18 protein-coding genes are annotated in these 18,324 nt (G+C 73.8%); 5 read left to right on the forward strand and 13 right to left on the reverse strand.

Annotated features, from left to right (window positions below):
* Window position 1: 1 nt before the first annotated feature.
* Both mtrA and ahcY read right to left on the reverse strand, forming a co-directional pair.
* On the reverse strand, window positions 2–727 hold the full coding sequence (mtrA, locus tag HBO46_RS15260; protein ID WP_166133210.1) for an MtrAB system response regulator MtrA: 726 nt from the start codon (window positions 725–727) through the stop codon (window positions 2–4).
* A 47-nt stretch (window positions 728–774) separates the two neighbouring features.
* Window positions 775–2,226 (reverse strand): adenosylhomocysteinase, encoded by a 1,452-nt coding sequence (gene ahcY, locus HBO46_RS15265; protein WP_166133212.1) that lies wholly within the window; start codon window positions 2,224–2,226, stop codon window positions 775–777.
* 1,031 nt (window positions 2,227–3,257) lie between these two features.
* Between ahcY and HBO46_RS15270 the strand changes: the two genes are divergently transcribed.
* A complete protein-coding gene (locus HBO46_RS15270) occupies window positions 3,258–4,229 on the forward strand; it encodes a Kelch repeat-containing protein (protein ID WP_166133214.1) in 972 nt (323 codons plus the stop codon).
* Window positions 4,230–4,251: 22 nt separating this feature from the next.
* Here the strand turns inward: HBO46_RS15270 and HBO46_RS15275 are convergent, their stop codons facing one another.
* The 8 genes from HBO46_RS15275 to HBO46_RS15310 form a co-directional block, all read right to left on the reverse strand.
* Window positions 4,252–4,518: a hypothetical protein gene (locus tag HBO46_RS15275; RefSeq protein WP_166133216.1), complete on the reverse strand. Its 267-nt coding sequence runs from the start codon at window positions 4,516–4,518 to the stop codon at window positions 4,252–4,254.
* A gap of 58 nt (window positions 4,519–4,576) precedes the next feature.
* Window positions 4,577–4,948, reverse strand: coding sequence for a hypothetical protein (locus HBO46_RS15280; RefSeq protein WP_166133218.1), 372 nt, complete (start codon window positions 4,946–4,948; stop codon window positions 4,577–4,579).
* A 61-nt stretch (window positions 4,949–5,009) separates the two neighbouring features.
* The gene (locus HBO46_RS15285; RefSeq protein WP_166133220.1) at window positions 5,010–5,954 is read right to left on the reverse strand and encodes a DUF808 domain-containing protein; all 945 of its coding nucleotides are present in this window, start codon (window positions 5,952–5,954) and stop codon (window positions 5,010–5,012) included.
* Window positions 5,951–7,111 carry an acyltransferase family protein gene (locus HBO46_RS15290; RefSeq protein ID WP_166133222.1) on the reverse strand — a complete coding sequence of 387 codons (1,161 nt, stop codon included), beginning with the start codon at window positions 7,109–7,111 and terminating at the stop codon, window positions 5,951–5,953. The genes HBO46_RS15285 and HBO46_RS15290 overlap by 4 nt, the downstream gene beginning before the upstream one ends.
* A 64-nt stretch (window positions 7,112–7,175) precedes the next feature.
* Entirely contained in the window at window positions 7,176–8,204 is a 1,029-nt protein-coding gene (locus HBO46_RS15295; protein WP_166133224.1) for an SIS domain-containing protein, read from the reverse strand.
* A 7-nt stretch (window positions 8,205–8,211) separates the two neighbouring features.
* Window positions 8,212–8,397: a Trm112 family protein gene (locus HBO46_RS15300; protein WP_153324632.1), complete on the reverse strand. Its 186-nt coding sequence runs from the start codon at window positions 8,395–8,397 to the stop codon at window positions 8,212–8,214.
* Window positions 8,397–9,770: a phosphomannomutase/phosphoglucomutase gene (locus tag HBO46_RS15305; protein ID WP_166133226.1), complete on the reverse strand. Its 1,374-nt coding sequence runs from the start codon at window positions 9,768–9,770 to the stop codon at window positions 8,397–8,399. The genes HBO46_RS15300 and HBO46_RS15305 overlap by 1 nt, the downstream gene beginning before the upstream one ends.
* An 18-nt stretch (window positions 9,771–9,788) precedes the next feature.
* Window positions 9,789–10,148, reverse strand: a complete 360-nt coding sequence (locus HBO46_RS15310) for a DUF3499 domain-containing protein (protein WP_166133228.1) — start codon at window positions 10,146–10,148, stop codon at window positions 9,789–9,791.
* A gap of 49 nt (window positions 10,149–10,197) precedes the next feature.
* Here HBO46_RS15310 and HBO46_RS15315 point away from each other — a divergent pair, with 49 nt between their 5' ends.
* A complete protein-coding gene (locus HBO46_RS15315) occupies window positions 10,198–10,650 on the forward strand; it encodes a metallopeptidase family protein (protein ID WP_224769125.1) in 453 nt (150 codons plus the stop codon).
* On the opposite strand, the gene HBO46_RS15320 is transcribed toward HBO46_RS15315, so the two are convergent.
* The 3 genes from HBO46_RS15320 to HBO46_RS15330 form a co-directional block, all read right to left on the reverse strand.
* Entirely contained in the window at window positions 10,632–12,092 is a 1,461-nt protein-coding gene (locus HBO46_RS15320) for a DUF5719 family protein (RefSeq protein ID WP_166133230.1), read from the reverse strand. The genes HBO46_RS15315 and HBO46_RS15320 overlap by 19 nt on opposite strands.
* Window positions 12,089–14,974, reverse strand: coding sequence for a glycosyltransferase family 2 protein (locus HBO46_RS15325; RefSeq protein ID WP_166133232.1), 2,886 nt, complete (start codon window positions 14,972–14,974; stop codon window positions 12,089–12,091). Before HBO46_RS15325 ends, HBO46_RS15320 begins: the two co-directional genes overlap by 4 nt.
* Window positions 14,975–15,077: 103 nt before the next feature.
* Complete coding sequence (locus HBO46_RS15330) at window positions 15,078–15,332, reverse strand: WhiB family transcriptional regulator (RefSeq protein ID WP_166133234.1); 255 nt, start codon at window positions 15,330–15,332, stop codon at window positions 15,078–15,080.
* 150 nt (window positions 15,333–15,482) lie between these two features.
* On the opposite strand from HBO46_RS15330, the gene cofD reads away from it, so the two are divergent.
* Genes cofD through HBO46_RS15345 form a run of 3 tightly spaced genes read left to right on the forward strand, consistent with a single transcriptional unit; the run spans window position 15,483 to window position 18,304 of the window.
* Entirely contained in the window at window positions 15,483–16,478 is a 996-nt protein-coding gene (gene cofD, locus HBO46_RS15335; RefSeq protein ID WP_166133236.1) for a 2-phospho-L-lactate transferase, read from the forward strand.
* Window positions 16,475–17,482, forward strand: coding sequence for a coenzyme F420-0:L-glutamate ligase (gene cofE, locus HBO46_RS15340; protein WP_166133238.1), 1,008 nt, complete (start codon window positions 16,475–16,477; stop codon window positions 17,480–17,482). Before cofD ends, cofE begins: the two co-directional genes overlap by 4 nt.
* A 57-nt stretch (window positions 17,483–17,539) precedes the next feature.
* Window positions 17,540–18,304 carry a DUF3105 domain-containing protein gene (locus tag HBO46_RS15345; RefSeq protein WP_166133240.1) on the forward strand — a complete coding sequence of 255 codons (765 nt, stop codon included), beginning with the start codon at window positions 17,540–17,542 and terminating at the stop codon, window positions 18,302–18,304.
* Window positions 18,305–18,324 lie beyond the last annotated feature (20 nt).

Below are 18,324 nucleotides of genomic sequence, written 5' to 3' on the forward strand. Positions count from 1 at the left end.
GCTACTGACCGGCCTTGTACCCGACGCCCCGCACGGTGAGGACGACCTCGGGGTTCTCGGGGTCGTGCTCGACCTTGGAGCGCAGACGCTGGACGTGCACGTTGACCAGGCGGGTGTCGGCGGCGTGGCGATAGCCCCACACCTGCTCGAGGAGCACCTCGCGGGTGAACACCTGCCACGGCTTGCGGGCCAGGCAGACGAGCAGGTCGAACTCCAGCGGCGTGAGGTTGAGCTGCTGGCCGTCGCGGGTGACCGAGTGACCGGCGACGTCGATGACCAGGTCGCCGATGGTGAGCGACTCGTGGGCGGCGGTGCTGTCGTGGCGGCGTACGCGCGCGCGGATCCGCGCGATCAGCTCCTTGGGCTTGAACGGCTTGACGACATAGTCGTCGGCGCCGGACTCCAGCCCGACGACGACGTCGACGGTGTCGCTCTTGGCGGTGAGCATCACGATCGGCACCCCGGACTCGGCACGGATCTCCTTGCACACGTCGATGCCGTCCTTGCCGGGCAGCATCAGGTCCAGCAGGACCAGGTCGGGCCGGTAGTCGCGGAACTCGGCGAGCGCGAGGTCGCCGCGCGTGCACATGCGGCTGTCGAAACCCTCCTGGCGCAGGACGATCGTCAGCATCTCCGCCAGGGCCGCGTCATCGTCGACGACGAGGACGCGGCCCTTGGTGGTGTAGTCGCTGGGCACGTTGGCAGCATTCCCGGCGGACTGGCTCATGGGCTCAATCCTGCCACTAACCGCTCGCGTGCCCTGATCCGTACCGATCAGTACCGGTACTGCTCCGACTTGTACGGCCCTGCCGGGTCGACGCCGAGGTAGGCCGCCTGCTTGTCCGAGAGCGTCGTCAGCTTGACGCCGAGGGCGCCGAGGTGGAGACGGGCGACCTCCTCGTCGAGGTGCTTGGGCAGCACGTAGACGCCGACGGGGTACTCCTCGGGCTTGGTGAACAGCTCGATCTGGGCCAGCACCTGGTTGGTGAAGGAGTTCGACATGACGAACGACGGGTGGCCGGTCGCGTTGCCGAGGTTCATCAGGCGGCCCTCGGACAGCACGATGATCGCGTTGCCCTCGCCCTCGGGGAACGTCCACAGGTCGACCTGCGGCTTCACGTTCTTGCGCACGACGCCGGGGTAGGCCTCGAGGCCGGCCATGTCGATCTCGTTGTCGAAGTGCCCGATGTTGGCCAGGATCGCGTTCTGCTTCATCCGGCGCATCTGCTCGATCGACACCACGTCGCGGTTGCCGGTCGCGGTGATGATGATGTCGGCGGTCTCCACGACGTCGTCGAGGGTCGTGACCTGGTAGCCGTCCATCGCGGCCTGGAGCGCGCAGATGGGGTCGATCTCGGTGACGATGACGCGGGCGCCCTGGCCGCGCAGCGACTCCGCGCAGCCCTTGCCCACGTCGCCGTACCCGCAGACGACGGCGACCTTGCCGCCGATGAGCACGTCGGTGGCCCGGTTGAGGCCGTCGACGAGGCTGTGGCGGCAGCCGTACTTGTTGTCGAACTTGGACTTGGTGACCGAGTCGTTGACGTTGATGGCCGGGAAGAGCAGCGTGCCCTCGCGCATCATGTCGTACAGACGCAGCACGCCGGTGGTGGTCTCCTCGGTGACGCCCTGGATCGCGGCGGCGATCTGGGTCCAGCGGTCGGAGCTCTCGGCGAGCGAGGTCTGGAGCGCCTCGAAGATGATCCGCTCCTCGACGGTGCTCGCGGTGGCCGGGTCAGGGGCCTGGCCGGTCTTCTCCGCCTCGACACCGAGGTGGACGAAGAGGCTCGCGTCGCCGCCGTCGTCGAGGATCATGTTGGCGAAGCGGGGCTCACCGTCGGGGCCGGCGGGCCAGCGCAGGATCTGCTGGGCGCACCACCAGTACTCCTCCAGGGTCTCGCCCTTCCAGGCGAAGACCGGGACGCCGCGCGGGTCATCGGGGGTGCCGTCCGGCCCGACCGCGATCGCCGCGGCCGCGTGGTCCTGGGTCGAGAAGATGTTGCACGACGCCCAGCGCACCTCCGCGCCCAGCGCGACCAGCGTCTCGATGAGCACCGCCGTCTGGATCGTCATGTGCAGCGAGCCCGCGATCCGCGCGCCACGCAGCGGCTGCGCGTCGGCGTACCGCTCGCGCATCGCCATGAGGCCCGGCATCTCGTGCTCGGCGAGCAGGATCTCCGTGCGTCCGAAGTCTGCCAGGCTGAGGTCGGCGACCTTGTAGTCCATCGCGTGCTCCTGAAGGTTGGGTGCGCGGGGTCTCGACAGGCTAGGCCGCGCCCACGTCCGACCGGGAATCCTCGGCGACCACTGGCCCATTCGGGTGAAGTCGGCCGGCGCCCGTCGTCGTCGGCGTCGAGACCACGGGCACCCCGCCGGCCGGGCAATGCCCCGTCGGTTCGAGCGCGCCCCCGTAGGTCGACCTTGACCAGACATAGGAGCGTCGCCACCACCCCGGGGGCCCAACCTGACGGAGACCCCGGCCGGCAGGGAGGGGCTCGACGGCCGCTCGCTGGCGCTCGCCCGTGAAGTCTTCGCCTCCCGGTCGCACCCAACCCCCTTCTCCTCGAACGTGCGTTCGAGCAAGGTGAGGCATGGCCTCCCCCGAACTCCCCGAGTGCGACTCCCCAGCCGCCGTGCTCGCGTTCGCGCAGCGCCGTCGGGCCGCTGCCCAGCGGGCGGAGGTCGACGTCGTGGAGGCGGCTCTGGTGTGGGCGGCGATGCACCCGGAGGAGTCGGTCGCGGAGGTTTCGCCAAGCTCGATCGGCGGGCTGGTGTTCGGGGAGGTCGCGGTGCCCTTGGCCGGCGAGGGGGCGCCGCTGGTCGCGGAGTTCGCGCCGATGGAGTTGGGCGCCGCCCTCGGCATGTCCACCGACTCCGCCCGTTCGTTGGTCGGTGACGCACTCGAGCTCGCGCACCGTCTCAAGCGCACCTGGAAGCTGGTCCGCGCGGGCAGGGTCCCGCTGTGGTCGCCGCCTTTGTCGGGACGGTCAGCTGGGCCGCGATCGAGCGGCTCGTCGACCGGGCCCGGGTCACGTTCGACCCCGAGGGCGTGGAGAAGGAACGCCGTGAGGCGGCCGACGCGCGCCACTTCGACGTGCACACCCGCGAGGCCAGCCATGACGGCACCGTCCACGTCGAGGGTGTCCTCGACCTTGCCGACGCGATCGACCTCGACACCGCGATCCGGCAGGGTGCCGAGGAGCTCGCGACTCTCGGGTCGACCGAGTCCCTGGACGTGCGCCGCTCGATGGCCGCCGGTGAGCTCGCCCGACGCCGACTGCATGAGCCCCGACGGCCCTTGGTTCAGCGACGGCGCCGTCTACGACCGCCGGAGCGACTCGTGGAGCCCGATCGCTCCGGCGCCGTTCGGGCTGATCCGCGAGGCGCATGCGGCCACGGCGCTCCACGGCGCGGCGTACCTGCTCAGCGGCTGTGCCGATGGCCCGGCGTGCGACGCGGCGCCGCGGCTGCTGTCCTACGACCTGGCCGAGGACCGGTGGACCGACCACGGGCCGGTCCCGGGCCCCCGGCGCTCCCGTGCCCTCGTCCCTCTCGGCGAGAGGTTGTTGGTCCACTCCGGCACCGACGAGCGCGGCGAGGTCGCCGACCTGGTCTTCGACCCGGCCCGCTCGAGCTGGACCGAGCTGCCCGACGACCCGCTGCCACCCAGCTATGACCGCACCCTCGCGCCGACCGGCGACCGGCTCGTGCTCGCCGCCTTGCCGATCCACCCGGCCGACGGGGAGTCCGGAAGGCAGGCCGCGAGGTTCGACCCCGGCACCGGCAGATGGGCCCGGCTCCCGGGTGCCCCGGGCAGCGCCTACGGGCTGCTGCCCACCAGCCGCGGAGTGTTGCTCAACGGCCGCTTCATCGACTCACCCGGCTGGATCCTCGACCCGAGGACCTGGGCCTGGTCCGAGCTGCCCGCGGCAGCGGGCGACGACCACGACCTCAGCGGCGTCCTGGACGGCGACCGCGCCAGCTACGACATCCCGAACAGCGTCGGGGAGATGACCGCAGCGCACCGCCTCCTCGTCTACGACACGATCGCCGAGGCGTTCGTCCCGATCCCGGCGCTGCCCCCGCGTGCGGACGTGTACGACGACTCGAGCGCGGCCCTGGGGCGCGACCTGTTCGTGTACGGCGGTCAGCGCTGGTCCGGCCACGGCTCCGACACCGAGGGCGAGCTCGTGGGCGACGCCTGGTTGTGGACCGCCCCGGCCCGCTGAGCCAGGACCCGGACCACGGGGCTCAGCCCGTACCGGCGGGTGGTCCCGCGCGGCGATCGGGGGCGAGGACGAACAGGCCGATGATGGCGCCGACGATCGGGAGCAGCAGCGCGACCACGATCACCAGGAGACCGACGGTGGTGGTGGTGCGCCGCCGGCGGATCTGCACGATCGCGAGCACCACCGTCACCACCGTGAGCACGAGCGAGGTCAGCGACACGACCACGACGGTGATCTCGAGGGCGGAGGGCAGCGCCGGGTCGAGCTCGGTGCTGAGCGGGGACACCATGGACCGACGCTAACGGTCCCCACCACGTCGCGCACCGGATCCGGTGCGCGGCCCGGGCTCACGCCCCGGCGTCGGCGCGCTGCCAGCCCTCGGGAATCTCCTCGTCCTCGGGGTAGCAGGCCGACTCGCCGCCCGAGCCCGGACCGGTCGGGACGACCTGCACCCAGCCCCAACGGTCCTCGCACTCCAGGGGACGGTTGCCGAGCGGGTCCCAGTGCGTGCCGGCCGGCAGCTCACGACCCTCGACCTCGCAGAACGAGCCCGGGCCGTCGTCCCACAGCACCGGGGCCTCGCCGTCCTTGCACGTCCACTCGTCGATCAGCGGCGTGCCGCTGATCGCGAGGTAGGCGGCGAAGGCGCCGACCGAGAGCGCGGTGAGGGCGACCAGGCCGCCGAGGATCGAGAGGGTGAGGACAAGAGGCTTCTTCATGTGCCCATCCTCGACGCCCCGGCTGCCTGGCCGCATCCGTACGCGTACTCAGTCGTCGGACTCAGTGCGCCGCCGGCTTCTTCGAGCGCGACGGCAGCAGGTGCACGACCGCCACCACGACCGCGCCGACGACGATCCCGAAGACCGCGGAGCAGGCCGTGTTGACCAGCCAGCCCAGGACGGCGCCGACGCCGGACACCGCGTGGTGGACCTCCTCCTCGAGGTGGTGCACGAGCTCGTACGGCGGGTGCCAGCCGAGCTCGTCGAGCCCGACGAGCAGGATGTGCCCGCCGACCCAGAGCATCGCGATGGTGCCGACGACGGAGATGACCGAGAGCAGCACCGGCATCCCGCGCACCAGCCCGCGGCCCACCGACTGGGCGAAGGCGGACCTGCGCTCGGCCAGGTGCAGGCCGACGTCGTCCATCTTCACGATCAGGGCGACCACGCCGTACACGACGACGGTGATGGCCGCGGCCACGACGAGCAGGATCACCAGGCGCGACCAGAAGCTCTCGTCCGCCACCTCGTTGAGCGAGATCACCATGATCTCCGCCGAGAGGATCAGGTCGGTGCGGATCGCGCCGGAGACCATCGTCTCCTCGGCGTCCTTGCCGAGGGTGGCGACCGGGGCGGCGTGGGCGTCGTGCCCGCGGATCCAGCCCCACACCTTCTCCGCGCCCTCGAAGGCCAGGTAGGTGCCGCCGAGCATCAGGATCGGGGTGAGCAGCCACGGCAGGAACTCGCTGAGCAGCAGCGCCACCGGGAGGATGATCAGGACCTTGTTGCGGATCGAGCCGATCGCGATCCGCTTGATGATCGGCAGCTCGCGCTCGGCGGCGACGCCGTGGACGTACTGCGGCGTGACGGCGGTGTCGTCGACGACGACCCCGGCGGCCTTCATGGTCGCCCGCCCTGCGGCGGCGCCGACGTCGTCGATCGAGGCGGCGGCCATCCGGGCCAGCACCGCCACGTCGTCGAGGAGCGCGAAGAGACCGCCGCTCACGATCGGACGTCCAGGTCTCGGTGCGGGTTCTGGCCCTCAGCGTGCATGGGCCGAAGAGTAGCCCCGCCGGCGACCGCGGCCTCCAGCACCGCCCCCGCGATGACCTCGGCCTCCTGACGGGCTGCAGTCGCCTCCACGGCGAGGTCGACCTGACGCTGCGCCGACCCGAACGGATCGACGGCGTGGTTGAGCAGTCCGGCCACCGGCCGGCAGGCCAGCAGCAGGGCCACCGCGACCGACGCGAGCGTCGTCACCGCGACCGCGACCGTGGGGCCCGGGAAGGACACCTCGCCCCAACCGGCGTAGCCCGCACCCTTCACCGCGAAGCCGTGGAAGAGGTAGACCACCAGCGACCAGGCCCCCATCCGGGCGAACCAGCCACCACCACGGGGCACCAGCGCGAAGAACGCCCACGCACCGAGGGTGCCGACGAGGAGCAGCAGCGCCCGGGTGAGCGTCGCCTCGAGGGTCGTGTCGGCGACCTCGTCGTACAGCGCCCGGTAGTAGAACCACTCGGTGCTGGCCCAGGAGTCGGTCCACCGGGTCGCCACGAGGATCGCGAGCAGCACCACGACGCCGCTCACCTGCACCCACCGCTGGCGCAGCAGCTCGAGGCGCTCCGGTGTCGCCTTCAGCCCCATCACGAAGAACGGCAGCAGCCCCAGCACCCGGGCGATGTCCAGGGTGTCCCCCGCCCAGTTGCCGGCCAGCAGGCTGATCGCCACGGCCACCACCAGGCCACCGCGCATGTCGACGAAGACCGGGGTCAGCAGGCGCCAGAAGAAGAGCGCGGCGAGGTACCACATCGGCCAGTGCGGGTCGCGGAAGAGATTGTCCATCTCCTCTCCCCCGACATGGATGCGGAACAGCGCGATCGCGCACTCGAACACGACGTACGGCACCGCGACCGTGCGCACCAGCTGCCACAGCCGGCGCCGCTCCCAGGTGAAGGAGCGGGAGAGATGGCCGGTGACGAAGACGAACGCCGGCACGTGCCAGGCGTAGAGGAAGTCGTAGAGGTGGTCACGCAGCGGTGACGGCTCGAGCAGCACCCAGGCGTGCCCGACGACCACGAGGGTCACCAGGGCCATCTTGGCGTTGTCGAACCACGGGTCGCGCGCGGGGGCGCTCGGGACTGGGTTCGAGGCTGGGCTCATCGGCCCACGTGCGGGCCTGCTCTCCGAGTCGGACACCGCGGACCGGTACCCGGGCCCCGGACGACTAGTCCTCCACCAGCCCCAGGCGCAGGTACTCCGCGGTGTAGGTGCCGCTCAGCAGCAGCGAGGCGTAGCGCGCCACCTCGCTGGGCGCCTCGGTCGTCACCGTCTCGACGCGTACGCCGCGGGCCGCCGCGGCGGCGAGCAGCCGGGTGCGCTGCTCCAGCACGACCGGCTCCTCGGTCCCGTCGTCGAGGACCAGCAGCGTGGGGCGCCGGTCGACGCCGCCGTCCACCGGGTCGGCGAAAACGTCGCGCTGGCGCGCCGCCTCGATCACCGGCAGCAGGTGCTCGGCGTCACCGGCCAGCGCGGTGCGCCCGCTCGCGCGGCGGATCGACTCCGCCACCCGGCGCGCGGCGCGGGCGGCCAGGACCGACCCGCCCCACACCAGCGGGATGGAGTCGGCCAGCGCGATCGCGAGCATCTTGGCCGGGTTGACCGCGAGGTCGCGGTTCGGGGAGCAGGCGATCGCGACGTCGTCCAGGGCGCGGGCGACCTGCTCGGCGTCGGTGCGCGGGCCCAGCGAGACACCGTCGAGGTAGGTCAGCATCACCACCGCGGCCGCGAGCTGGTCGCTGGTGGTCGTCGGCAGGACCGTGGTCCAGCGCCCGGCGGCGTGCTCGGCGACCATGGAGCCCGGCCGGGTGGCGACGACCGCCTGGCAGCCACGGCGGGCCGCCTCGGCGACCGCGGAGGCGCTGCCGGAGTCCGACCCCTCGGGGCACAGCACGACGACCAGGTCCAGGCTCCCGGCCCAGCCCGGCAGCGCCGGCCCCGGCCAGGCGACGAACGGCACCGGGCACCACGGCTCGAGGACCGCACGCAGCAGCCGCGAGTCCGGCCCGGCGGCGATCACCGCGCGCGGACGCGACTGCTCGGAGCTGCGCTGCACCGCCTCGGCGACCGCGGACGCTGCGTCACCGGCCTCCCGGCGCACCCGCGCGCCGGTCTCGGCGAGGGTGCGCAGCCGCAGGTCGGCGGCGCCCAGCGCGGTCTGGTCGTCCAGGCGGGACTCGTCGAACCAGGTCGCCACGGCGAGCTCAGGCCGGCTTGCGGGCTTCGTCGACGAGCAGGACCGGGATGCCGTCGCGGACCGGGTAGACCAGGCCGCACTCGCCCCGGCAGGCCAGCTCCAGGTCGGCGTCGGTGGTGACCTGCTCGAGGTCGCCGTGACAGCCCGGGCACACCACGATGGCGAGCAGGGCGGGGTCGAGGGAGGTGCTCATCAGTTGCTCCGGATCTTCGTGAGGACCTCGTCGCGGACTGCGGCCATCGTCGCGAGGTCCTTGCCCTCGGCGTTCAGGCGCAGCAGCGGCTCGGTGTTGGACGGCCGGACGTTGAACGCCCAGTCGGGGTGGGTGACGCTCAGACCGTCGAGACGGTCGGTGGTGACCTGGTCGAGGCCGGCGTACTCGGCCTCGAGCGCGGCGATCACCCCTGCCTGGTCGGCGACCTCGGAGTTGATCTCCCCGCTGAGCGGGTAGCGCTCGTAGGCCGCGAGCAGCTGGGACAGGGTCTGGTCGGTCTCGGCCAGCGCCGCCAGCGCGTGCAGCGCGGCGAGCATCCCGGAGTCGGCGCGCCAGAAGTCACGGAAGTAGAAGTGGCCGCTGTGCTCGCCGCCGAAGATCGCGTCGGTCTCGGCCATCCGGGCCTTGATGAAGGAGTGCCCGACGCGGGTGCGGACCGGGGTGCCGCCGAGCTCGGTCACGATCTCGGGCACCGAGCGGCTGGTGATCACGTTGTGGATGACCGTCGCGCCCGGCTCCTTGGCCAGCTCGCGGGCCGCGATCAGCGCGGTCAGCGTGGACGGCGACACGGCCTCGCCGCGCTCGTCGACCAGGAAGCAGCGGTCGGCGTCGCCGTCGAAGGCGAGCCCGACGTCCGCGCCCTCGGCGAGCACGCGGGCCTGCAGGTCGCGCAGGTTCTCGGCCTCGATCGGGTTGGCCTCGTGGTTCGGGAAGGTGCCGTCGAGCTCGAAGTACATGGCCACCACCTCGATCAGGTCGCCGAGGCCCGCGAAGACGGCCGGCGCGGTGTGGCCGGCCATGCCGTTGCCGGCGTCGACCACGACCTTGAGCGGGCGCCCGGTGACCGGCGCCAGGGTGAGCAGGTGGTCGGCGTAGGCGGCGAGCACGTCCTGCTCGGTGATGGTGCCCCGGACCGTGCCCTCGGCCGGACCGGCGCCGGACAGCACCCGGTCCCGGATCTCCGCGAGCCCGGTGTCCAGGCCGATCGGCTGGGCGTGGGAGCGGCACAGCTTGATGCCGTTGTACTGCGCCGGGTTGTGGCTCGCGGTGAACATCGCGCCGGGGTGCCCGAGGTGGCCGGAGGCGAAGTAGAGCTGGTCGGTGGAGGCCAGGCCGATCTTGATCACGTCGGCGCCGGCGGCGGCCGCGCCCTCGGCGAACGCCGCGGCCATGCCCGGTGAGCTGGGGCGCATGTCGTGGCCGACCACGACAGTCGTCGCGCCCACCACGTCGACGAACGCCTGGCCCGTCGCGCGGGCGAGCCGCTCGTCGAGCTGGTCGGGCACGGTGCCCCGCACGTCGTACGCCTTGAAGATGGCGTGCACGGACTGCGGGTCGAGGGTGTCGGCCATGCGCCAGACCCTAGTGCCTCAGTCGTTGCTGAGGACGCGGAGGTGGCCCCGGCGCGTGACCTCACGCCCGGTCTCCTGCGCGGGCGCGGGTCGCTGCGGCGGCAGCGGACGCGCCGCCTCGCGGACCGCGTCGGCCAGGGCGAGCAGGTCGTCCTCGGTGGGACCCTGCGCGGCGGGGTCCGGGGCCAGGCGCAGCACCTCCCAGCCACGCGGCGCCGACAGCCGCTCGCTGTGCACGTCGCACAGGTCGTAGGCGTGCGGCTCGGCGTAGGTCGCGAGCGGGCCCAGCACGGCCGTCTGGTCGGCGTAGACGTAGGTGAGGGTGTTGACCGCCGAGCGACCACAGGCGGTGCGCGAACAACGACGGCTGGAACTCACAGGCGTCAACCTACCGTCCGGCTCCGACGGATCGGGCTAGGCTCGCGGCGTGGATGAGCGGACTCTTCCGGACGTGTCCGGGCGACCGCGACGCCGCGACCGGCGTGGCCGCGGGATGCGCGGCCCCGGGGTGGTCCCCACCACTCCCGGACGCCCGGCGCTGCGGACCCGTCGCGAGCGCTTCGACGCCATCGCGCTGAGCGTGGTGGCCGACGTCGACCGGCGCTGGCAGGACCGCCTCGGCCCCGTCGAGTACGCCGTGGAGGACGCCCCCGACGTCCCGGCGGACTGGGACGACGCCGGCGTGCCGCTGTCCGCGCTGGTGCGCGGCACCGGCGGCGCGCCGACCCGGCTGGTGCTGTTCCGCCGCCCGATCGAGCACCGCTGCGAGGGCCGCGACGAGCTCGAGGCGCTCGTGCTCACCCTCGTGGTCGAGCAGCTCGCCGAGCTGCTCGGCATCGACCCGGCGACGGTCGACCCCCGCTACGAGCCCGGGGACTGAGGGCCTGCCTGCTGCGGCAGCCCGGGGCGTACGTCGGGGACCAGCCCGGCGCGCACCAGCGGGGCGAAGCCCGCGATCGCGGTGCCGTCGCCGCTGACCACCACCGTGGCGAGCACCGAGGTGCCGCGCGGGGCGATGCTGACGAACGTCGCGCCCTGGGGCAGGCCCACGCTCGCGCCGCGGTCGCGCTCGACCTCGACGCTCCGCGCGGCCAGCTCGCGGCCGCGGTCGTCGCGGGCGACGACCTGGACGCTCCCGGTGGCCTCGGCACCGCTCAACAGCAGCCGGCTGGCGCCGCGCGGGACCAGGACCGCGCTCGGCTCCTCGATCCGCTCGAGGGGCACCGCGTGGGTGAGGTCACCGTCGACCGCCTGGCGCAGCGAGGCGGTCACCGGGGCCGAGGAGTCGAGCTCCAGGCCGATGGCGTCCTTCGCGGCGTCGGAGGCCAGCAGGGCGCCGACCGAGACCCGGACCACCGACTGCGGGGGCACACGGACGTCCTCGAGGTCCCGGGGGCTGAAGGTGGAGCCGGGGGTCACCACCCGGATCTCCGCCACGGCCTCGCTCTCCCCCGGGTTGGCCACCACGAGGGTGCGGGAGCCGGAGCCCTCGGCCAAGCCGAGCAGGGTGCTGCGCCGCTGCGGCGTGCCCTGGCCGGGAAGCCAGTCGCGGACCACCGGGGTGGAGCCGATCCGGTCGACGACGTCGAGCACGGAGGCGGAGACCCGACCCCGGGTCGTCACCACCCGCAGCGCCAGCTCGTCGGTGCGCGGCAGCAGCGCCGCCAGGTCCAGGCGGACCCGGTCCCCGCCGGGGACGACGACGCCGAGGAGCTGGTCGGCCTCGACCGGGCCGTCGGAGCCGAGGACCAGGACGTCGGCGACGGCGCGGCCGCCGCCGGGGTTGATGAGCTCGACGACGGAGGAGTGCTCCGGGCCGGCCCCCACCCCGGTGAACCAGGTCTCCGCGCTGGGGCTCGTGCACTGCGCCGCGCCCAGCGGCGAGCCGCCGACGCGGCCCGCGACCAGTCCGGGAGCGAGGTCGCCCTCGGCCCGGACGGTCACCGGGGCCCGGCTGCCGTCGATCCCGATCCTCTCCGGGCCGACCTCGACGGACGAGGCGTCGGCGCCGCGGCCGACGCGGACCTCGCCGGTCGCCTCGCCGTCGGTCGCGACCAGGATCCGGTCGCCGTCCTTGCGCCCCTCGGGGCAGCCGAGGGTCGCGGCGCTCAGCGTGGTCTCCTCGGGCGCGCCCAGCTCGGCGCCGCCCTCCTCGGTGCCGCCGAGCAGCAGCAGCGAGCCGGTCAGGACCGGCGCGACGACGGCGAGCACCGCGGTGACCTCGAACCGGCCGCGTCGGGTGGCGCTGCGCCGGCCGGCGGACCTGTCGGTGGGCCGATCGGTGGGCCGGTCAGTGGGCCGATCGGTGGGGTTGTGGCTCATGAACGCCTCCGGTTGGTCGTGGGGGCACACAGGACGAGCACCCACACCAGGGCGACGCCCTGGAGGACCAGCAGCGCGACGCGCAGCCAGGAGGTGGGGCCGTCGACCGCGTCGGGGCTCAGCGGCCGGTCGACCTGCCAGGCCCGGGTGGTGCGGTCCTCCGCGCTGGCGGCCAGCAGCCCGCCGGTCGCGTCCAGCGAGGCGGCCACGTCGCCGTCGGCGGGCGCCGGGAGCACGACGTACTCGATGCCGCGGTCGGCCAGCTCGGTGACCAGGTCGGGGGTCGGGGCGGAGGCGAGCTCACGGACCGCGTCGCTCAGCCCGGTGTCCTCGGGGCTCAGGTCGAGGATCTCGTCCTCGCCGAGAGTCACGCCGTCGCCGCGGCGTACCTCGTAGGTCAGGCCGTCCGCGACGGTGCCGCGCACGACCAGGATGCCGTGCTCGGGACCGGTCTCCGCGCTCTGGAGCATGTACGCCGGGATCCCGCCGGCGGGGTCCTCGTCGAGGTGCGCGTCGCCGCCGGCGACGAACCAGGCGAGGCCGGTCAGCGGTACGGCGGCCGCGACCACGGCGAGCACCGCGACCGCGCCGCGGGCGACCGGGGCGGGGCCCTCCGGCCGGTCGACGCGGGCGAGCAGGCCCTGGGCGCCGATCACGGCCGCCACGACGAACGCGCCCTGCAGCAGCACGAGCAGGAAGCCGGTGCCGGGGCTGACCGTGACGGCGGCCAGGTCGAGGGACACGGCGCCGAGCACGGCGGCGACCGCGGCGGTCACGACGGCGACCAGCCAGCACACCAGCACCGGCACCCGGGTGGCGCGCGGGACGAGCGCGAGCACCGCCAGGACGACGGGCACGAGGCCGACCGCGAGCGGCGCACCGAGGTCCGCGAAGCGGCCGGCGAGCAGCCCGAGGCCCTCGACGGTCGCGCCGGGCAGCCGGCCGACGTCCAGCAGCAGACCCTCGGCGGCCGACTCCACGACGGCCGGGATCCACCAGGGCGCCAGCAGCAGCGGGACCAGCCCGACGGCGGTCGCGGGCGGGCCCCACACCGAGCGGTCGCGCACGGCGGAGCGGACGACGAGGGCGGCGGCGGCCACGACGACCAGGCCCACGGCCACGGTCACCAGCCAGGCGACGGGGGTGAAGGCGGAGACCAGCGCGAGCAGCACGCCGGTGCGCCAGGCGGCGCGCCAGCGGCGCTGAGCAGCGGGGTCGGCGAAGCCGAGCGCGGCGTGGGCCAGCCACGGTAGGACGGCGGCGGACGCGACGACGCCGAGGCGGCCGTCGCCCCAGGCACCGCTCACCACCGGCACCAGCGCGTACGTCGTGGCGCCGAGCAGCACCAGCCAGCGCGACGCGCCGGCCGGGGAGACCAGGCGGCCCACGACGCGCAGGAAGCGCCAGGCGCCCCAGAGCGCGACCGGCACGGCGAGCACCATCACGGCCGTCACCGCGGCCTTGGCGCTGCCGAGGAGCAGGGTGGCGAGCAGCGCGAGCGGCAGGAGGTACGCCGGCGCCGGCACCGCGGTCCCGGAGCCGATCTCGTGCCAGCTCGACAGCCAGAGTCGCCACCACTCGCCGGCGCCCGAGGGCACCGGGGACAGCCCGCCGCCGACGAGCGTGCCGAACGCCGCACGGCTGCCGACGAGCGCGAGCAGGACGAACACCGCGAGGAGCAGCGCGACCGGGTTGGTGACGAAGCGCGCGACGATCCCCGAGTCGTCCTCGAGGGTGTCCTCGTCGCTGGGCGTGGGTCGCCGGGCGGCGAAGGAGGACGGGTCGGCCTCCGCGGCGGCGAGACGGCGTCGCTCGGCCACGTCGGAGGCCTGCAGGCTGAGGGCCGAGACCAGGTCGCCAAGGAAGTCCAGGCCGTGGCGGTAGGGCAGCCAGCGCGGCGCCAGCAGGTGGCGGACGTCGGCCGGCGGGCCGCTGCGCTGCTCCCGGCGCCGGCGGCGCGCGGCGCGCACCTCGCCGGGATGGGCGTAGACGGAGATCAGGGCGGCGAGCTCGTCGAGCGCCTCCCCGACGGCGCGCACCAGCAGGAAGCCGAGCACCCGCAGCACCGTTCCGAGGGCCAGGCGCACCGTGCGGAACGGCAGCGAGCGGCCCGGCGCGTTGGCCAGCAGCGTGAAGAGCGCGGCGCGGCGCTCCTGGTAGTGGGTGTGGCGGCCGGTCAGCGGCGTACGACGCAGGCCGCGGTGGGCGGCCTCGGCGTGGAAGACCACCGCCTGCGGCACCACGATCGTGCGGTGCCCGGCCTGGGCAGCGCGCCACCCGAGGTCGATGTCGTTGCCGAACAGCGGGAGTGCGTCGTCCAGGCCGCCCAGGGACTCCAGGACCCGGCGGCGCACCAGCATGCCGGCGGTGTTGACCGCGAGCACGGTGCGGACCTGGTCGTGCTGGCCCTGGTCGTACTCGCCGCGCTCCAGCCCGGTCTCGCGGCGTCCGGTGTCGGAGATCGTCACGCCGAGCTCGAGCAGGCGGCGCAGCGAGGGCCACTCCCGCAGCTTGGGGCCGAGCAGGTCGGCGCCGGGGTCGGCCTCGGCGGCCGCGAGCAGCGCGGCGAGGCAGCCGGGGTCGGGGTTCGCGTCGTCGTGCAGCAGCCAGACCCACTCGGGGTCCAGGCCGGCCTCGGCGACCGCGGCGAGGCCGAGGCGCACCGCCGCGGGGAAGGACGTCGTGAGGGGGGCGCGCAGCACCTGCTCGACACCGGGCGCGTCCTCGAGCAGCGAGACGCTCTCGTCCTTGCTACCGGTGTCGACGGCGAGCAGGTGGTCGACCGGGTGGGTCTGGTCGGCAAGGCCCTTCAGGACCGCCGGGAGCCACCGTTCGCCGTCGTGGCTCACGAGCAGGGCGACGACAGACTGGGGAGCGGACACGGCGCCCCACCCTAGACCCGGGGCCGGAGGGCGGGCGAAAATGCGAGAGGACCCCGGCCGATGACGACCGGGGCTCCCTCTCGGCGACTGTCAGCAGTCGTCGCTAGACGGCCTGCTTCTTCAGCTTGCGGCGCTCCCGCTCGGAGAGCCCGCCCCAGATGCCGAACCGCTCGTCGTTCTCGAGCGCCGACTCCAGGCAGTCCTGGCGGACCTCGCACGTCAGGCAGACCTTCTTGGCCTCCCGCGTCGAGCCGCCCTTCTCAGGGAAGAACGCCTCAGGATCGGTCTGCGCGCAGAGCGCCCGCTCCTGCCATCCCGCATCCTCGGCGTCGCTCTCGAGGAGAAATAGTTCTCTCACGGCACTCGCCCTTTCGACCCGGTTGTGCACTGTCCCGTCCAGTGACTAACACTGAGGGAATTACATGCCTGTCGTACACCGGAAGTCAAGCGCTCATCTGGTATGACCCCCACCGGTCCACACGGGTCGGGGAACGGGCACAGTAGGCGCATGCAGAAGATCACGGTGCTGTCCGGAGGCATGGGCGGCGCCCGATTCCTCCAAGGTCTCCTCCACGGCGTCGCCACCGGCGCCCTGCCCGGAGTCGCGCCCGACGCGGAGGTCACCGTCGTGGCCAACACGGCCGACGACCTCTGGGTGCACGGTCTGAAGGTCTGCCCGGACCTCGACACCGTGATGTACACCCTCGGCGACGGGATCGACCCGGAGCGTGGCTGGGGCCGGCGCGACGAGACCTGGAGTGTCAAGGAGGACCTCGCGGCGTACGGCGTGGAGCCCACCTGGTTCGGCCTCGGCGACCGCGACGTGGCCACGCACCTGGTGCGCACCCAGATGCTGGACGCCGGGTTCCCGCTCTCCGCGGTGACCCGCGCCCTGTGCCAGCGCTGGCAGCCCGGGGTCACCCTGCTGCCGATGTCCGACGACCGTGTCGAGACCCACGTGGTGGTCGCGGACCCCGAGTCCCCGAGCGGCCGCGCCGTGATGCACTTCCAGGAGTACTGGATCCGGCTGCGCGCCGGCGTCCCGGCGCTCGACCTGGTCTTCGTCGGCATGGACAGCTGCACGCCGGCGCCCGGTGTCGTGGAGTCGATCCGCGACGCCGACCTGGTCCTGGTCCCGCCGTCCAACCCGGTGGTCAGCATCGGCACGATCCTCGGCGTGCCGGGCATCCGGGAGACGCTGCGCGCGACCTCGGCACCCGTCGTCGGTCTCTCTCCCATCGTCGGGGGCGGCCACGTGCGCGGCATGGCCGACCAGATGCTCGCCGCGATCGGCGTGGAGGTCAGCGCCGAGGCGGTCGGCCTGCACTACGGCGCCCGCTCGGCCGGCGGCGTGCTCGACGGCTGGCTGGTCGACGAGCGTGACGCCGCCGCCGTCCCGGCCCTCCAGGCGGCCGGCCTCGCGGCGCGCGCCGTACCGCTGATGATGAGCGACGTCGATGCCACCGCGGCGATGGCCGCGGCCGCGGTCGAGCTCGTCCGGTGAGCCTCCCCGACGACTCCGCCGGCCCGGGCGGCCGGGTCGAGGCGTGCGCGCCCGACGGCCTCCCCGAGGTGCGCGCCGGTGACGACCTGGTCGCCCTGCTGCTCCCACTGGTGGACCTCGCCGACGGCGACGTCCTCGTGGTGACCAGCAAGGTGGTCAGCAAGGCCGAGGGCCGGGTCCGCACCGGCGACCGCGACGAGGCGCTGGCCGGCGAGACCGCGCGGGTGGTCGCCCGCCGCGGGCCCACGACCATCGTGCGCACCCACCACGGCCTGACCATGGCCGCCGCCGGCATCGACGCCTCCAACGTCGAGCTCGGCTCGATCGTGCTGCTGCCGCAGGACCCCGACGCCTCCGCCCGCGCGCTGCGGGCGGCGGTCCACGAGCGGACCGGGCGCAACGTCGGCGTGGTCGTCACCGACACCGCCGGGCGCGCCTGGCGCGAGGGCCAGACCGACATCGCGGTCGGCGCCGCGGGCCTGGTCGTCGCCGAGAGCTTCGCCGGGCGCCACGACGCGCACGGCAACCCGCTCGCCGTCACGGCGCCTGCGGTGGCCGACGAGATCGCCGGCCTGGCCGAGCTCGCCCAGGGCAAGCTCGGCGGGCGACCCGTCGCCGTCGTGCGCGGGCGCGCCGATCTGGTGCTCCCGGTCGGCGCGGACGGGCCCGGCGCCGCCGCGCTGATTCGCCGCGAGGGCGGCGACCTGTTCGGGTACGGCGCCCGCGAGGCCGTCGTACGAGCGCTGCGGGGGGACCCCGGCGACCAGCTCCCGTTCGGTGCCCCGGCCCCGCCCGAGGAGCTCCTCGCCGCCCTCCACGAGGTGCTCGGCGAGCCCGCCGACGCGCGGCTCGAGGACGACGCCGTGACGGTGCGGGAGTCCGCCGCCGGCCCCGCGCTGGCCGCCCTCGCCTTCGCCTTCGGGTGGCGCGTCGAGGACGAGCCGGTCCGGTCGGGTGGCGACGAACCGCGCGGTCTCGTCCGACTTCGCCCCACCAGTCCGTAGACTGCCCACGGCGTCCGCGCCCCATCCGTCCACACCGACCGCGAGGAAGCCTCACCCGTGGCCAAGAAGTCAGCCAAGTCGGACCGCCAGGCGGTCATCGACGAACTCCGTCGCAAGCAGAAGGGCGCCGAGCGGCGCCGCGGCTACGCCATCGTCGCGGTCTGCGTGGTCGTCGCCCTCGCGGTCCTCGCCTACCCGGTGTGGTCGATCGTCGCCGACAGTCGTGAGAAGTCGCAGTACTCCGACGTCGCGCTCGCCGACATCGGCGCGCCCGCGTCGGTCTGCCAGGACATCGTGACCAAGCCGGCCGAGGGCAGCAACGAGCACCGCCCCAGCGGCGAGCAGGTCACCTACACCGAGTCGCCCCCGGCGTTCGGCCCGCACTGGAACGAGGCGAACCTCGCCCCGGACCCGATGGGCCGCAAGTTCTACACCGCCGAGGACCGTCCCGAGCTCGAGTCGCTGATCCACAACTCCGAGCACGGCTACAACATCATCTGGTACGACGAGACCGCCGCCGCGGACAAGGAGACCATCGCGCAGATCCGCGCGATCGCCGACAAGTTCTCCGGCACCACCAACCTGCGCAACAAGTTCAAGGCCGTGCCGTGGACCGCGGAGGACGAGGCCGAGCACGGCGGCGAGTGGCCGAAGGACACCCACGTGGCCTTCACCCACTGGTCGGTGGGCGGCGCCGGCGAGACCGACCCGACCAAGCAGGTCGGCGTGTGGCAGTACTGCTCCGACGTCAGCGGCGAGGCCTTCGACAGCTTCGTGCAGGACTACCCCTACCTGGACTCCCCCGAGCCCAACGCGATGTGACGTCCGCGGCGCCCGGCGCG

The organism is Nocardioides ochotonae, assembly GCF_011420305.2.
In the GTDB taxonomy this organism is placed as follows: Bacteria; Actinomycetota; Actinomycetes; order Propionibacteriales; family Nocardioidaceae; genus Nocardioides; species Nocardioides ochotonae.

What these genes read in the sequence shown, in the direction of transcription:
- mtrA (WP_166133210.1), bottom strand. Translation starts at nt 727, where the DNA reads ATGAGCCAGTCCGCCGGGAATGCTGCCAACGTGCCCAGCGACTACACC.
- ahcY (WP_166133212.1), bottom strand. Translation starts at nt 2,226, where the DNA reads ATGGACTACAAGGTCGCCGACCTCAGCCTGGCAGACTTCGGACGCACG.
- HBO46_RS15275 (WP_166133216.1), bottom strand. Translation starts at nt 4,518, where the DNA reads ATGGTGTCCCCGCTCAGCACCGAGCTCGACCCGGCGCTGCCCTCCGCC.
- HBO46_RS15280 (WP_166133218.1), bottom strand. Translation starts at nt 4,948, where the DNA reads ATGAAGAAGCCTCTTGTCCTCACCCTCTCGATCCTCGGCGGCCTGGTC.
- HBO46_RS15290 (WP_166133222.1), bottom strand. Translation starts at nt 7,111, where the DNA reads ATGAGCCCAGCCTCGAACCCAGTCCCGAGCGCCCCCGCGCGCGACCCG.
- HBO46_RS15300 (WP_153324632.1), bottom strand. Translation starts at nt 8,397, where the DNA reads ATGAGCACCTCCCTCGACCCCGCCCTGCTCGCCATCGTGGTGTGCCCG.
- HBO46_RS15305 (WP_166133226.1), bottom strand. Translation starts at nt 9,770, where the DNA reads ATGGCCGACACCCTCGACCCGCAGTCCGTGCACGCCATCTTCAAGGCG.
- HBO46_RS15320 (WP_166133230.1), bottom strand. Translation starts at nt 12,092, where the DNA reads ATGAGCCACAACCCCACCGATCGGCCCACTGACCGGCCCACCGATCGG.
- cofD (WP_166133236.1), top strand. Translation starts at nt 15,483, where the DNA reads ATGCAGAAGATCACGGTGCTGTCCGGAGGCATGGGCGGCGCCCGATTC.